Annotated in this window: 14 protein-coding genes; 6 read left to right on the top strand and 8 right to left on the bottom strand. The window is 74.8% G+C overall.

Annotation, left to right across the window (positions count from 1 at the left end):
* The first annotated feature begins 134 nt into the window (after nt 1-134).
* Genes ACFXAM_RS28630 through ACFXAM_RS28620 form a run of 3 tightly spaced genes read left to right on the top strand, consistent with a single transcriptional unit; the run spans nt 135 to nt 2,816 of the window.
* Nucleotides 135-1,103: a formylglycine-generating enzyme family protein gene (locus tag ACFXAM_RS28630; protein WP_380295501.1), complete on the top strand. Its 969-nt coding sequence runs from the start codon at nt 135-137 to the stop codon at nt 1,101-1,103.
* A 48-nt stretch (nt 1,104-1,151) separates the two neighbouring features.
* Nucleotides 1,152-1,814, top strand: coding sequence for a HEAT repeat domain-containing protein (locus tag ACFXAM_RS28625; protein ID WP_380295500.1), 663 nt, complete (start codon nt 1,152-1,154; stop codon nt 1,812-1,814).
* A 3-nt stretch (nt 1,815-1,817) separates the two neighbouring features.
* Entirely contained in the window at nt 1,818-2,816 is a 999-nt protein-coding gene (locus tag ACFXAM_RS28620; RefSeq protein ID WP_380295498.1) for a HEAT repeat domain-containing protein, read from the top strand.
* 134 nt (nt 2,817-2,950) lie between these two features.
* Here ACFXAM_RS28620 and ACFXAM_RS28615 read toward each other — a convergent pair whose 3' ends face one another.
* Nucleotides 2,951-3,535: a TetR/AcrR family transcriptional regulator gene (locus tag ACFXAM_RS28615; protein WP_380295496.1), complete on the bottom strand. Its 585-nt coding sequence runs from the start codon at nt 3,533-3,535 to the stop codon at nt 2,951-2,953.
* 50 nt (nt 3,536-3,585) lie between these two features.
* On the opposite strand from ACFXAM_RS28615, the gene ACFXAM_RS28610 reads away from it, so the two are divergent.
* Nucleotides 3,586-4,335: an SDR family oxidoreductase gene (locus ACFXAM_RS28610; protein ID WP_380295494.1), complete on the top strand. Its 750-nt coding sequence runs from the start codon at nt 3,586-3,588 to the stop codon at nt 4,333-4,335.
* A gap of 80 nt (nt 4,336-4,415) precedes the next feature.
* Here the strand turns inward: ACFXAM_RS28610 and ACFXAM_RS28605 are convergent, their stop codons facing one another.
* From ACFXAM_RS28605 to ACFXAM_RS28580, 6 genes are read right to left on the bottom strand one after another with little or no spacing between them, the layout of a single operon-like run.
* Nucleotides 4,416-4,736, bottom strand: a complete 321-nt coding sequence (locus ACFXAM_RS28605; protein ID WP_380295493.1) for a DMT family transporter — start codon at nt 4,734-4,736, stop codon at nt 4,416-4,418.
* A gap of 6 nt (nt 4,737-4,742) precedes the next feature.
* The gene (locus ACFXAM_RS28600) at nt 4,743-5,417 is read right to left on the bottom strand and encodes an HAD family hydrolase (protein WP_380295491.1); all 675 of its coding nucleotides are present in this window, start codon (nt 5,415-5,417) and stop codon (nt 4,743-4,745) included.
* A 42-nt stretch (nt 5,418-5,459) separates the two neighbouring features.
* Complete coding sequence (locus ACFXAM_RS28595) at nt 5,460-6,545, bottom strand: ABC transporter ATP-binding protein (RefSeq protein ID WP_380295489.1); 1,086 nt, start codon at nt 6,543-6,545, stop codon at nt 5,460-5,462.
* A gap of 20 nt (nt 6,546-6,565) precedes the next feature.
* A complete protein-coding gene (locus ACFXAM_RS28590; RefSeq protein ID WP_380295487.1) occupies nt 6,566-7,417 on the bottom strand; it encodes an ABC transporter permease in 852 nt (283 codons plus the stop codon).
* Complete coding sequence (locus ACFXAM_RS28585) at nt 7,405-8,382, bottom strand: ABC transporter permease (RefSeq protein ID WP_380295485.1); 978 nt, start codon at nt 8,380-8,382, stop codon at nt 7,405-7,407. The genes ACFXAM_RS28590 and ACFXAM_RS28585 overlap by 13 nt, the downstream gene beginning before the upstream one ends.
* A gap of 43 nt (nt 8,383-8,425) precedes the next feature.
* Nucleotides 8,426-9,595 (bottom strand): ABC transporter substrate-binding protein, encoded by a 1,170-nt coding sequence (locus tag ACFXAM_RS28580; protein WP_380295483.1) that lies wholly within the window; start codon nt 9,593-9,595, stop codon nt 8,426-8,428.
* A 343-nt stretch (nt 9,596-9,938) separates the two neighbouring features.
* Here ACFXAM_RS28580 and ACFXAM_RS28575 point away from each other — a divergent pair, with 343 nt between their 5' ends.
* Nucleotides 9,939-10,757, top strand: coding sequence for a GntR family transcriptional regulator (locus ACFXAM_RS28575; protein WP_380295515.1), 819 nt, complete (start codon nt 9,939-9,941; stop codon nt 10,755-10,757).
* A gap of 96 nt (nt 10,758-10,853) precedes the next feature.
* Here the strand turns inward: ACFXAM_RS28575 and ACFXAM_RS28570 are convergent, their stop codons facing one another.
* Nucleotides 10,854-12,437, bottom strand: coding sequence for a phosphonate degradation HD-domain oxygenase (locus ACFXAM_RS28570; RefSeq protein ID WP_380295481.1), 1,584 nt, complete (start codon nt 12,435-12,437; stop codon nt 10,854-10,856).
* Between the two features lie 296 nt (nt 12,438-12,733).
* On the opposite strand from ACFXAM_RS28570, the gene ACFXAM_RS28565 reads away from it, so the two are divergent.
* On the top strand, nt 12,734-13,033 hold a 300-nt coding region (locus ACFXAM_RS28565), incomplete at its 3' end, for a hypothetical protein (protein WP_380295479.1).

Raw genomic sequence — 13,033 nt, 5'->3', positions numbered from 1 at the left:
GCTCCACCGGCGGGCGGCCCCCCGGGGGGGGGGGCCCAACCGGGCCCCCCCGGGGCCGCCCCCCCCCGCCCGGGGGGGGGGGGGGGGGGGGGCCCCCCCCCCCCCCCCCGCACCCCGACCAGCGAGGAACCCCCGTGTCCAGCACCAAGCCCTGCTGCACCCCCGGCCGTGAGCCCGGCGGGTCCGCCGCGCACACGATCGCGGCCCCCGTCGCCGCCCCCGCCCCCGCCCCCGCCTCCCGGGTGGCCCGGCAGCTCACCGGTCTGCCCGGCGGGCGCTTCCTGATGGGCACCGACGACCGGCAGGGCTACCCCGAGGACGGCGAAGGGCCGGTGCGCGCCGTCGAGTTGAGCCCGTTCCGGATCGCGCCGACCACGGTGACCAACGCCGCCTTCGCGACCTTCGTCAAGGCCACCGGCCACCGCACCGAGGCCGAGACCTTCGGCTTCTCCTACGTCTTCGACGGCTTCCTGCCGGACCGGCTGGCGGCCGCCTCCCCGCAGGTGGCCGCCGTGCCGTGGTGGCGGGCGGTCGCCGGGGCGAGCTGGCGGGCGCCCGAGGGGCCGGGCTCCTCGGTCACCACCCGCCAGAACCACCCCGTGGTGCACGTCTCCTGGAACGACGCGCAGGCGTACTGCGCCTGGTCGGGCACCCGGCTGCCCACCGAGGCCGAGTGGGAGTACGCGGCCCGGGGCGGCCTGGAGCAGGCGCGCTACCCGTGGGGCGACGAACTCGCGCCGGGCGGGCGGTACGCGTGCAACATCTGGCGGGGCGTCTTCCCCACCGTGAACACGGCGGCGGACGGTCACCGGGGGACGGCCCCGGTGACCGCCTTCCGGCCCAACGGCTTCGGGCTGTACAACACCGTCGGCAACGTGTGGGAGTGGTGCGCGGACTGGTTCAGCCCGGACTTCCACCGCACCGGCCCGCGCCACGACCCGTCCGGTCCGCCCGACGGCACGGCGCGGGCGATGCGCGGCGGCTCGCACATGTGCCACGCCTCCTACTGCAACCGCTACCGGGTGGCGGCGCGCAGCTCCAACACGCCGGACAGCTCGGCCGGGAACATCGGCTTCCGGGTGGCGGCCGACGCCGTCGCTTGACCTTGACACGGTGAGAAGGTCTTGGCTGGGGCCCAGGAGGTGGTCCCGATGACCGTGCCGCAGGAGAAGACGACCACGATGCGGGCGTTCGGTGCGCTGGCGCACGCCGATGCCTCGGTCCGGCTGCAGGCCGCGCTGGCGGTCGGCACCGCGCCGGACCCGGCGTTCGTCGGCGGGCTCGTCGAACGGTGCGCGGTGGAACCCGAGTTCTCCGTGCGGGAGATGCTGACCTGGGCGCTCACCCGCCACGCGCCGTCGGTGACGGTCCCGCGGCTGGTCGGGGAACTGCGCTCGGACCGGGCCCGGGCGCGCGGCCAGGCCCTGCACACGCTGTCCAAGATCGGGGACCGGCGCGCCTGGCCCGCGATCACCCCGGCCCTGCTCGCCGACGCCGACGACGAGGTGGCCCGGACCGCCTGGCGGACCGCGGTCGTCCTCGCGCCCACGTGTGAGAGGCCGCGGCTGGCCGTAGAGTTGGCGAAACACCTCGGTCGCGGCGACCGGGCGACGCAGCTGAGCCTCAGCCGGGCGCTGATCGCGCTCGGGGAGGCGGTGCGGCCGGCCCTGGAGGCCGCCACGACGGCTCCCGACCCCCGGGTGCGCACGCACGCGCTGGCCACCGAACAGCTGTGGCAGGACCCGGAGGCCGGCTTCGAGCTCGCGATCGAGGAGGCGAAGCGCGTCGTGGCCCTCGGCGGGGAAGGACGGTAGCCGGTGCTGATCGGTGAGGTCGCGCGACGGTCCGGGGTCAGCGCCCGCATGCTCCGGCACTACGAGGCGCTCGGCCTGGTGCGGCCGACGGGGCGCACCGACGGCGGCTACCGGGAGTACGCGGACGAGGACGTCCGGCGGATCTTCCACGTGGAGAGCCTGCGCTCGCTGGGGCTGTCGCTGCGCGACGTCGGACGGGCGCTCGACGACCCCGGCTTCGCGCCCGGCGAACTCGTCGACGACCTCATCCGCGAGACCCGGCGGCGGATCGCGGCGGAGACGGAACTGCTCACCCGCCTGCGCCGGATCGACGCCGCCGGACCGGCCGGCTGGGAGGACGTCCTCCAGGCCGTCGCGCTGCTCCAGGCGCTGGGGTCGACGAGCCCCAGGACGCGCCAGCGCGCCGCCCTGGCGGCCGGCGAGGACGCCCCGGTGCCGGTGGAGGCGCTGGTCGAGGCGGTGCTGGCGGAGCGGGACGCGGTCGTCGCCGGGGCCCTGCGCTGGGCGCTGGCGCAGGCCGGGGAGGAGGCGGCGGCGCCGCTGGCGAAGGGGCTCGACGCCCCCTCGGCGCGGGTGCGCGAGCGCGCCGTCCGCTCGCTCGCCGAACTGCCGGAGCCCGCCGCCACCGCCCTGCTGCGCGACGCCCTCGACCACGCCGACCCGGTGGTCCGCCGCCATGCGGCGCTGGCGCTCGGCGCGCGCGGAGCGGGCGACGCGGTCCCGTCGCTCGTCGAGCTGATCGTCGAGGGGGCGAACGACGCGGACGCGGCCGACTCCCTGGGCGCGCTGGCGGCCGAGCCCGCGTCGGCGGACCGGATCGCGGCCGCCCTCGTCGACCGCCTGACCTCGGCCGCCGGGCAGCCGGCCGCCCGCCGCCGGCTGACCCAGGCCCTGGTGGACATCCCGGGCCCCGCGGCCACCGCCGCCCTCACCACGCTGTCCCGCGACGAGGACCGCGCCGTCGCCCTCACCGCCGCCTACGGCCTCCGGTTGCGGGGGTGATCCGGGGCCCCGGTGGTCGCCGCGTCCGTCGGCCGCCCGGCCCCGTGGCCGTCGTGGAGCCGCCGCCCCGGGCTCCGCGGCCACCCGGGCCCCGCCGCGCCGCGTCGTGACGGGCCTGCGGCTGCGCGGGCGCCTCAGCGGAGCCGGTCGCCGAAGGCGGCCGCGAACGCCTCGGTGATCAGCTCGGGGAGTGCCGTCCGGCCGTCGTCCTCGGCCCAGCGCACCAGCGCGGTGTGCAGGGCGGCCAGGCAGGCGCCGGTGGCGGCCTGGGCGCGGAAGGTGTCCTCGGTGTCCCCGAGGGCGGCGACGATCGTCTGCTGGAGGGCGTACTGGTTGTCGAGGTGCCTGGCCCGCAGGGCCGGTGTGGTGATCATCAGCCGGAGCCGGGCGAGCAGGAAGCGGGCGTCGCCGGTCTCCGTCAGCTCCGTGGCGGCCCCGACGAGGGCCGTGCCGATCCGGCGGACCAGGGGCCGGCCGGCGGGGGCGGCGGCGATCCGCTCGGCGACGAGCTCGGCGTCCTGACCGGTCAGGACGAGGTCCTCCTTGGTCGGGAAGTGCCGGTAGACGGTCATCGGCGACACCCCGGCCGCCTGCGCGACATCGGTCACCGCCGTCGCGTCGTAGCCGCGCTCGGTGAACAGCCGCACCGCGTGGGTCTGGATGAGGCGTTGCGTCTCGGCCCGGCGCCGGGCGCGGAGTGTTGAGGGCTGCTCTGGCATGTGGTAGACCCTATCTGAATGGTAGTCACTACCACCTGTGGGGTGCGGGGATGAAGACGGCTCTGGTCACCGGGGCGTCGCGCGGCATCGGCCGCGCCATCGCGGAACGCCTGGCCGCCGACGGCGCGGCGGTCATCGTGCACTACGGCACCGACGAGGCCGGCGCGGCCGCGACCGTCGAGGCGATCGAGCGGGCCGGCGGCAGCGCGTCCGCCGTACGGGCGGAGCTGGGCACGGACGACGACGTCGACACGCTCTTCGCGGGCGTCGAGGCGGTGCTCGGCGGCCGCCCGCTCGACATCCTGGTCAACAATGCCGCCGCCGCACCGGCGGGCCCGCTCGGCGTCACGACCCGGGCGGAGTTTGACCACCTGTTCGCGGTGAACGTCCGCGCGCCGTACTTCACCGTCCAGCGCGCCCTGCCGCTGCTCCCCGACGGCGGCCGCGTCATCACGATCTCCTCCGTGGCCACCCGGATGGCCAACCCGGCCCAGACCTCCTTCGCGATGACCAAGGGGGCGGTCGAGACGATGACCCTGACCCTGGCCAACGACCTCGGCACCCGCGGCATCACCGTCAACGCCGTGGCCCCGGGCGCCACCCGCACCCCGGCCAACGCCCCCGTCTTCGAAGCCCCGGGCCTCGCCGACTCCATCACCCGCTCCACCGCCCTCGGCCGCCTGGGAGGGCCGGAGGACGTCGCCGACATCGTCGCCTTCCTCGCCTCCGACGCCGCCCGCTGGATCACCGGCCAGACCGTCGACGCGAGCGGCGGCCTCTTCCTCGGCCCCCGCGCCTGACGGAGCCGCTCGGCGCGCGGCCCCGCCGTTCGGCGCGCGGCCCCGCCGTTCGGCGGCCCGGGTCAGTGGCCGCTCCCGGGTCAGTGGCCGCTCCTGAGGTTGAGGACGACGACTCCGACGATCACCAGGGCTATGCCGAGCCACTGGAGGCGGCCCAGGGACTCGCCGAAGGCGACGACGCCTATGCCCGCCACGGCCGCCGTGCCGGCGCCGGACCAGACGGCGTAGGCCACGGAGACCGGGATGTGCTTGAGGGCGCGGCCCAGCAGCACGAAGGAGAGGACGTAGCCGATGGCCACGCCCACGCTCGGCCAGAGTCTGCTGAAGCCCTCGGTCAGCTTGAGGCAGCTGGTGGCGCAGACTTCGCTGATGATCGCCAGGGCGAGGAGGAGGTAGGGCACGGGGGGTCAAGCCCCGGGAGCGGCGGTGAGCTTCCCGAGCAGGGCCAGGTCCGCGTGCTCCAGGCTGTCCAGCAGGGTGACCCGGGCGTCGCCCGGGATGGGGACGTCGCTGGAGGGGACGGCGAGGACGGCGCAGCCGGCCGCGGTGGCGGAGGCGACGCCGGTGGGGGTGTCCTCGACGGCGACGCAGTTGGCCGGGTCCAGGCCGAGGCGGGCGGCGGCGGCGAGGTAGGGGTCCGGGGCGGGCTTGGTGCGCGGGGTGTCCTCGGCGGCCAGGGTGACGGCGAACCAGTCCCGGCCGATGGTGCCCAGCACCATGTCGACGACCCGGCGGGGGGAGGCGGAGACCAGCGCGGTGGGCACCCGGGCGTCGCGCAGGGAGGCGAGCAGGGTGAGGGCGCCGGGGCGGGGGACGGTCTCGGCGGCCACCTTGCCGGCGAAGGAGTCGCCGAGGCGGGTGGCGAGTTCGGCCTCGGTCAACGCCGTGCCGCTGACCCGGTGGAGGTGGGCGGCCGTGTGCTCGATCGCCCGGCCCAGCACCTCGGGGGCGTCCGCCTCGGTGAGGGGGTGGTGCAGTTCGTCGGCGAGTTCGGCGGCGGCCTGCCACCAGAGCTGCTCGGTGTCGACGAGGGTGCCGTCCATGTCGAAGAGGACGGCGGCGGGTGGGGGAGTTCCGGGCATGGCGGTACCTTCGGCGGTTCGGAGAAGCAGGGGGCGGTCGGTTCAGACCGTACGACGGTCGACCAGGACCGGCCGCTCCGGGAGGGTGAGCGCGGCGCGCGAGCCGATCGGCAGGGCGGCGGCGGACTCGGTGGGAAGGTCGGCCTTGACCTCGGTGCCGTCGCCCAGGCGGACGGTGAGGCGGGTGACGGCGCCCAGGAAGGACGCGGAGACCACCAGGGCCGCGCCCTGCTCGTCGGGCGTCAGCCGGACGTTCTCCGGGCGGACCAGGACGTGCAGGTCGCCGTCGGCGGGCAGCGCGCCGTCCACGGCGTGGCGGCGGCCGAGGACCTCGACGCCGTCGCCGGTGCGCTCGCAGGGGATGCGGCTCATGGTGCCGACGAACTCGGCGACGAACGCGGTGGCCGGGCGGGCGTACAGCTCGGAGGGGGTGGCGCACTGCTCCAGGCGGCCGGCGCGCAGCACGGCGACCCGGTCGGCCATCGACAGCGCCTCCTCCTGGTCGTGGGTGACGAACAGGGTGGTGATCCCCAGCTCCTGCTGGAGGCGGCGGATCTCCTCGCGCAGCGAGAGCCGCACCTTGGCGTCCAGCGCGGACAGCGGCTCGTCGAGCAGCAGCACCCGGGGCTGGAGGGCGAGCGCGCGGGCGAGCGCGATGCGCTGCTGCTGGCCGCCGGACATCTGGTGCGGGTAGCGGCCGGCGTGCTGCGGCAGGCCGACGAGCTCCAGCAGCTCCTGGGCGCGCTTGAGGCGCTCGGCCTTGCCGGTGCCGCGCATCCGCAGGCCGAAGGCGACGTTGTCGGCGGCGGTCAGGTGCGGGAAGAGGCTGTAGGACTGGAACACCATGCCCGCGTCGCGCTTGTGGGCGGGGATCGCGGTGATGTCCTGGCCGTCGACCAGGACCTGGCCGGAGTCGTGCTGCTCGAAGCCGGCCAGGATGCGCAGCGCGGTGGTCTTGCCGCAGCCGGAGGGGCCGAGCAGGGCGAGCAGCTCGCCGGGGTGGACGGTGAGGTCGAGGCCGTCGAGCGCGGTGGTGGCGCCGAACGCGCGGCGCAGGGAGCGGAATTCGACGGTGGCGCTGCCGGGGGCGAGGGGGACGCCGGTGACGGGGGCGGTGGCCGTGGTCATGATGGGTGACTCCGGGGGGTTCAGGAGGTGGCGGTCTCGGTGCGGCGCTCACGGCCGACGGTGGCCAGCAGGAGCAGCAGCAGCCAGGTGAGCAGCAGGCTCAGGATGGAGACCGCGACCGACATGTGGGCCTGGCTGTTGCCGACCGAGTAGATCCAGACCGGGAAGGGCTGGAAGCCGAGGATCGAGGCGGCGGTGAACTCGCCGAGCACCAGGGCCAGGGTGAGGAAGGAGGCGTTCAGCAGGGCCCCGCGCAGGTTGGGCAGGACGACGGTGAACACCGCGCGCGGCCAGCTCGCGCCGCAGTTGCGGGCGGCCTCGACCAGGGTGCGGACGTCCACCGAGCGCAGGCCGGCGTCCAGGGCGCGGTAGGCGAGCGGCAGGGCCATCAGCACGTAGGCGATGACCAGCACCAGCGGGAAGTCGGGGTCCTGGACGAACACGAAGGTCTGGAAGAACGGGGTGTCCATCAGGTAGTCCGGGCCCCAGCGGAGGACGCCGATCAGGCCGGCGGTCAGGGCGACCGGCGGGACGACCAGCGGCAGGGTGCAGAGCACGTCGATGACCGGGCGCAGCCGGGGCGAGCCGAGCCGGACGGCGATCAGCGCCGGGACGTGCAGGACCAGCAGCACCAGGACGGTCACGACGGCGAGGCCGAGGGTCAGCCAGAGGCTGTCCAGGAAGCCGGGGGCGGAGAGCAGCCCGGTGTAGGCCTCGAAGGAGATGCCCTGCGGGTCGTCGATGGAGAACCAGAAGGAGGCCGCGAGCGGGACGACGAAGTACAGGCCTGCGAGCAGCAGCACGACGCCGCGCCACCAGCGCACCTTCGGCCGGCGGGACACCGTGGGGGCGGGGGTGGTCAGCTGAGCCATCGGGCGCTCCGGCGCTGGAGGGGGAGGTACACGGCCATCACCAGGACGGCCACGATGATCATGTTGAGGCTGAGGGCGAGGGCGAGGTTGCCCTGGCCGACCAGCACGTTGCCGGAGAGCGCGTCCGCGATCGAGCGGCTGACCAGCGGGACGGTCGCGCCGACCATGGCGGCGGCGGTGGCGTAGGCGGCGAAGGCGCTGCCGAACAGCAGCACGAAGCCGCCGAGCAGCGAGGGCGCCAGGATCGGCAGGGCCACGTGGCGCCAGTACTGGATGCCGGTGGCGCGGTTGTTCTGCGCCGCCTCGCGCCACTGGGTGCGCAGGCCGTCCAGGGCCGGGGTGATGGTGAGCACCATCAGCGGGACGAGGAAGTACAGGTAGACGACGGTCAGGCCGGTGAAGGAGTACAGCGACCAGCCGTGGTCGGTGAGGTGCAGCAGCTTGGTGATCTCGCCGGCGTTGCCGAGGGTGGCGACGAAGGCGAAGGCGAGCGGCAGGCCGCCGAAGTTGGCGAGCACGCCGGAGGCGGTGAGCACCGCCTGGCGCAGCCAGGTGCGCCGGGAGGTGACGACCGCCTGGGCGAGCGGCAGGCCGATCAGGGTGGCGAGCAGCGCCGTCAGCGCGGACAGCTTGAGGCTGCTCAGCATGGCGGTCAGGTAGCCGCCCTGGACCGAGTCCGCCATGTTGTCGAAGGTGAACTGCCCGGCGCCGCTCTCCGCGTCGCTGGAGGTGGTGAACGCGCCGATGACGATGGCGACGGTGGGCAGTCCGAAGCCGATCAGGAAGAACAGCAGCAGCGGGACGGTCGCGAGCCAGGAGGCGCCGCCGAGGCGGGCGAGCGGCCGTCGCCGGGGGGTGGGGGCGGTGGTGGTGGGGGTGGTCGTGGCGGTGGCGGACGCCCCCGCGCCGCCACCGGTGACGGTGGCGGCGGGGGTGGTCGGCACCGGGGTGGGAGCCGTGGTCATGAGTGCCTTTTCTGAGCCCGGAGTGCGGTGCGCGGCCTGGGTGTCAGCCCGCGATGGCCTTGGTCCAGTTCTCGGTGACGACCTTCTTGGCCGCGTTGATCTGGTCGACGGTCGGGAAGGTGGTGAACGGCTTCTCGACGGTCGGCAGCTTGGCGGCGGCGGCGGTGTCCAGGGTGCCGTCCTTCTTCAGCGCCTCGAAGGTGGACGGGGTGGCGTAGCCGCCGAGGAAGAGGTTCTGGCCCTCGGCGCTGAACAGGTACTCCTGCCACAGGCGGGCGGCCGCCGGGTGCGGGGCCCACTTGTTGATGCCCTGGTTGTAGAACTGGGCGTAGGAGCCGTCGGTCGGGATCGAGACCTTCCAGTCGATGCCCTTGTCCTTGAACTCGTCGGTGTAGCCGGCGTTCAGGTAGGACCAGTCGATCGAGATCGGGGTCTCGCCCTTCTCGATGGTGGCCGGGGTGGACTCGACCGGGTTGAAGTTGCCGGACTGCTTCAGCTTGCCGAAGAAGTCGATGCCGGGCTGGATGTTGTCCAGCGAACCGCCGTTGGCGAGCGCGGCCGCGTAGACGCCGCCGAACGCCGAGCCGGACTTGGTCGGGTTGCCGTTGAGGGCGACCTGGCCCTTGTACTCGGGCTTGAGCAGGTCGGCGAAGGTCTTCGGGCAGTTGGCGATCTTCTTGGCGTCGCAGCCGATCGAGACGTAGCCGCCGTAGTCGTTGACCGCGGCGCCGTTCGCGTCCTTCATGGTGTCCGGTACCTTGTCGAAGGTGGACACCTTGTAGGGGGCGAGGATGCCGTCCTTGACCGCCTGCAGGGCGAAGGCGCTGCCGAGGTCGACCACGTCGGGGGCGCGGTCCTGGCCCTTGCGGGAGTTGATCGCGTTGATCTCGTCCTGGCTGGAGCCGTCCGGGTTCTCCTCCTCGACCTCGATGCCGTACTTGGCCTTGAAGGAGTCGATGATCTTGCCGTAGTTCGCCCAGTCCCGGGGCAGCGTGATGACGTGCAGCTTGCCCTCCTTCTTGGCGGCGGCGACCAGGCCGTCCATGCCGCCGAAGTCGGCGGCGGAGGTGGCCTCCTTGGCGTCCTTGGCGCCGGCCTTGGCGGTGTCGCCGGACGTGGCGCTCGACCCGGCGGAGCCGCAGGCGGTGAGGGAGAGCGCGGCGGCGGTCAGGACGGCCGCGAAGGCGGCGGCGCGGACACGGTGCACGGTCACGGGGAAGTCTCCTGTTAAGGGGGCGTACTGCGAGGGGGCGTTCGCGGGGGGTTCCGCGGGCCTGCGTCTCGCGAAGGGCGGCGGGAAGGCCGGGTGAGCGGCCGGTCGCCGTCGTCCGAGTTGACTAGCCAACTTCGCTGACGTGGGTAAGTACGCCGGAGCCCGGTGACGGGAAGGTGAACGGATGGCCCAGCCCCGGGGTCGGCTGCGGGAACGGTCGAATCAGGTCGCCGGCGGACCGTCGGACAGGTGCGATGCTTCGGGAGCGCAGCGGGATAAGGTCGGGCTGTCCGGCGCCGTTCGGGGCTGCGCAGGACACCGCCCAGGAGGGACATTGACTGACGTGGCACTGGAGTCGGGGCGCCCGGGCGCCGGTCCGGAGGGGACTCCGGCCGACGCGCCCGGAACCGAGCGCGGGGCCGGTTCGCTCTACCGCAAGGTCGCCGCCGACCTGCGCGAGGCGATCACCACCGGCGCGTTCGGCGAGGCCGGACGGCTGCCCGCCGAGGGCGCGCTCGCCGAGCAGTACGGCGTCTCGCGCGGGACCGTCCGCCAGGCCCTCGCGGTGCTGCGCTCGGACGGCCTGGTCACCTCGCGCCGGGGCACCCGCCGGGTGGTGCTCGGCACGGCCCGGGTGCAGAGCTTCTCCGAACTGCTCAGCTTCACCCGCTGGGCGTACTCGATGGGCGAGGAGCCGGGCGGCATCCTCGACTCCATGGTGCGCCGCCCGGCGGACGCCGCCGAGCGCGAACAGCTGCGCCTCGAACCGGGGGACGAGGTCTACGTCATGGTGCGGCTGCGCACGCTCTCCGGGACGCCGGTGATGGTCGAGCGGACCGTCTACCCGCCCCGGGTCGGCGAGATCGTCGCCGAGCTGCCGCCGGACGTCGTCTCGCACACCGAAGTCCTGCGCGAGCACGGGATCCTGTTCACCGACGCGGACCACACGATCGACATCGTCGCCGCCAACGGGGACGACGCCCGGCTGCTGGGCTGCCGGCGCGGCGGCCCGCTGCTGCGCGAGCGGCGGCGGACGACGGACCCGACCGGCACGCCGGTGGAGTGGTCCCAGGACCGCTACCTGCCGGGGACGGTGGCGTTCAGCGTGCACAACTCGCTGGCCACCTCGGCGCTTTCGCGGCACGCCCGGGACGTCGACTGACGGCGGCGGGCGGGGCGGACGGGGCGTGCGGGGCGTGCGGGTCCGACGGGGCGGCCCGCTGTGCGGACCGCCCCGTGTCGCCCGCCCGACGCGCCGTCAGCGCATCAGCGAGGCCAGCAGCGGGCGGAAGTGCGCGAAGTCCGGCGTGACCGCGTCCGCCTCCTTGGCCTGCTCGTCCCAGCGGCGCACCGCCACCGCGTCCGCCGCGCCCGGGTGGGCGGCGAAGTCGGCGGCGGCCTGCGCGGACATCGGGCCGCCCTGCACCTGGAGGGTGTACGCGGAGGCCTCGGAGAGCTTCGCCCGGTAGTCCGGCTCGACCGTGCACAGGTAGCGCTTCGCCGCCACGTGCAGCCGGACCGGCTCGGTGACCTCCGGGCCGAACCAGCGGGCCAGCCAGTCCGCCCCCGTGTCGCTGTGGCGGTTGTCCCGGCCGCCCATCAGGTCGCGTCCGTGCAGGGCCCCGTGGAAGTGGCCGACGTCGTGCAGCAGCGCCGCCGCGACCAGGTGCGGGGCGGCCCCGGCCGCCTCGGCCAGCGCGCCGGCCTGCAGCATGTGCTCGGCCATGGTGACCGCCTCGCCCAGGTACTCCCCGGAGCCCTCGCCCGCGAACAGGGCGGCGAGTTCGTCCAGCGCGGCCGAACGGCGGTGCAGCACGGCCAGGGTGGAGGCGAGCGAGTCCAGGTCCGCGTAGCAGCCCTGGAGGTGGCGGCGGCCGTCCTGGGCGAAGGCGGTGCGGGCGTGCATCAGCCGGGTGTTGTCGAAGATCAGGCAGTCGCCCGGGTCGAGCCGGAACTCCAGCTGCAGCTCCGGGCGCAGGGTGATCGCGGCGAACGCCCGGTACGCGGCGTAGAAGGCGTCCAGCTCGGCCGCCGGACCGCGCAGGGTGGCGATCGAACGGTTGTTGAAGCGCACCTCGCGGATCCGGCCCCGCGGGTCGGTCCCGATCAGCGGCCGGTCGGCGCGCAGTTCGGCGGCGCGGTCGCGGAAGACGAACGGCACGGGGGTGCGGGTCAGCACCGCGAAGTGCTCCGGCGCCTCCGCGCGCAGCAGCGCGGCGGCCCGGAAGCCGTCCACCAGGCCGGAGTCCCCGCCGGTCGCCGAGTTCTCCAGGCAGTGCAGCAGCTGGAGGGTCGGGACCGGGTCGCGGTACGGGTTGTCGGTGTGCGGGGCGATCGCGGCGCTGGTGAACGCGAGGTTGTTGGGGTCCGGTTCGACCCGGACGTCGAACAGCTCGCCGTAGTTGGTGACCCGCACGTGCCCGAAGGTCCCGGCGACGGCCAGCACCTGGCGCTCGCGCACCGGCACCCCGCGCAGCACGGCGAAGCCGTCGCGGCGCACGGCGGCCAGCACGGCGGCCCGCTCGGCCGGGTCGGCGAGGTACGCCTCCCACGGCGCCTCCGGAATGCCGCGCGCGAAGGCCGCGGCGTCCCAGAGCCGCTTGTCCGTCTCCGTCCGCCCGTCGCCGTCCGCGTCCCGCGCCAGCCAGGCGGAGGGATAGCGCGAGCGGTGCCCGTCCGACCAGAGCACCTCCAGGTGCCCGTCCAGCTCGGCCTGCGCGGCGATCGCGAGGTCGTCCGGCAGATCGGTGATCTGGAACAGCTTCTGCCCGCTGCGCGGGTCGCGGCACTCCCCGCAGGGGCAGTTGTCGCGCAGCCAGTACGGCGACAGCTCGGTGGTCATGGGTCTTCTCCTCGGCGGCGCGGGGGCCCAAAGTTGTATAGCCAACTTCTCCGTCGCGCAGGAGCCTGCCGGGGGACGGTGAGCCGTGGGTGCCGGGGGAGTGAACGACTCGGGAACAGTGCCGGGCCGAACGCCGGGGACCTCGTGCCGAGCGGGTCCGGGCGTGCTCGGATGCGCCGATCCTCGAACTCTTCCTGCCCTCCGGGGAGCCGGAGGACCGGATCGCCGGGCAGCGCGACGGCGGATCCGCCCGGAGCGGGCTCCGCGACGTCGACCCGGGCGGGCGCGGCGGCGTGATGAAGTGCGGCGTCGCCACCTACGGCGGCGGTGAACCGGCCGTCCGCACCTGGGCGGACGGGAGCATGCGGGCCACCCCCGCGGAGGTCCTCGCAGGCGCGACCGTGACGGTCGGCTCCCTCTCCGGGCGGACGCGTGAGGTCCGCGGCCCCGCCGTGGTGCGCGCCTCCTGGGACGCCGGGGCCCGCCGGGCGTCCGGGGAACGGCGGCCCCTGGACGCCCGGCGGGCCGTGGAGGCGAGGGTCTGTCTCTTGGATCCTTGCCGGGTCCGCGACGCCTGGGCACGCACCTCGCCGCGT

Source organism: Kitasatospora sp. NPDC059462 (assembly GCF_042749955.1).
Classification (GTDB): domain Bacteria; phylum Actinomycetota; class Actinomycetes; order Streptomycetales; family Streptomycetaceae; genus Kitasatospora.
This window is presented reverse-complemented; position numbering and strand designations above follow the sequence as displayed.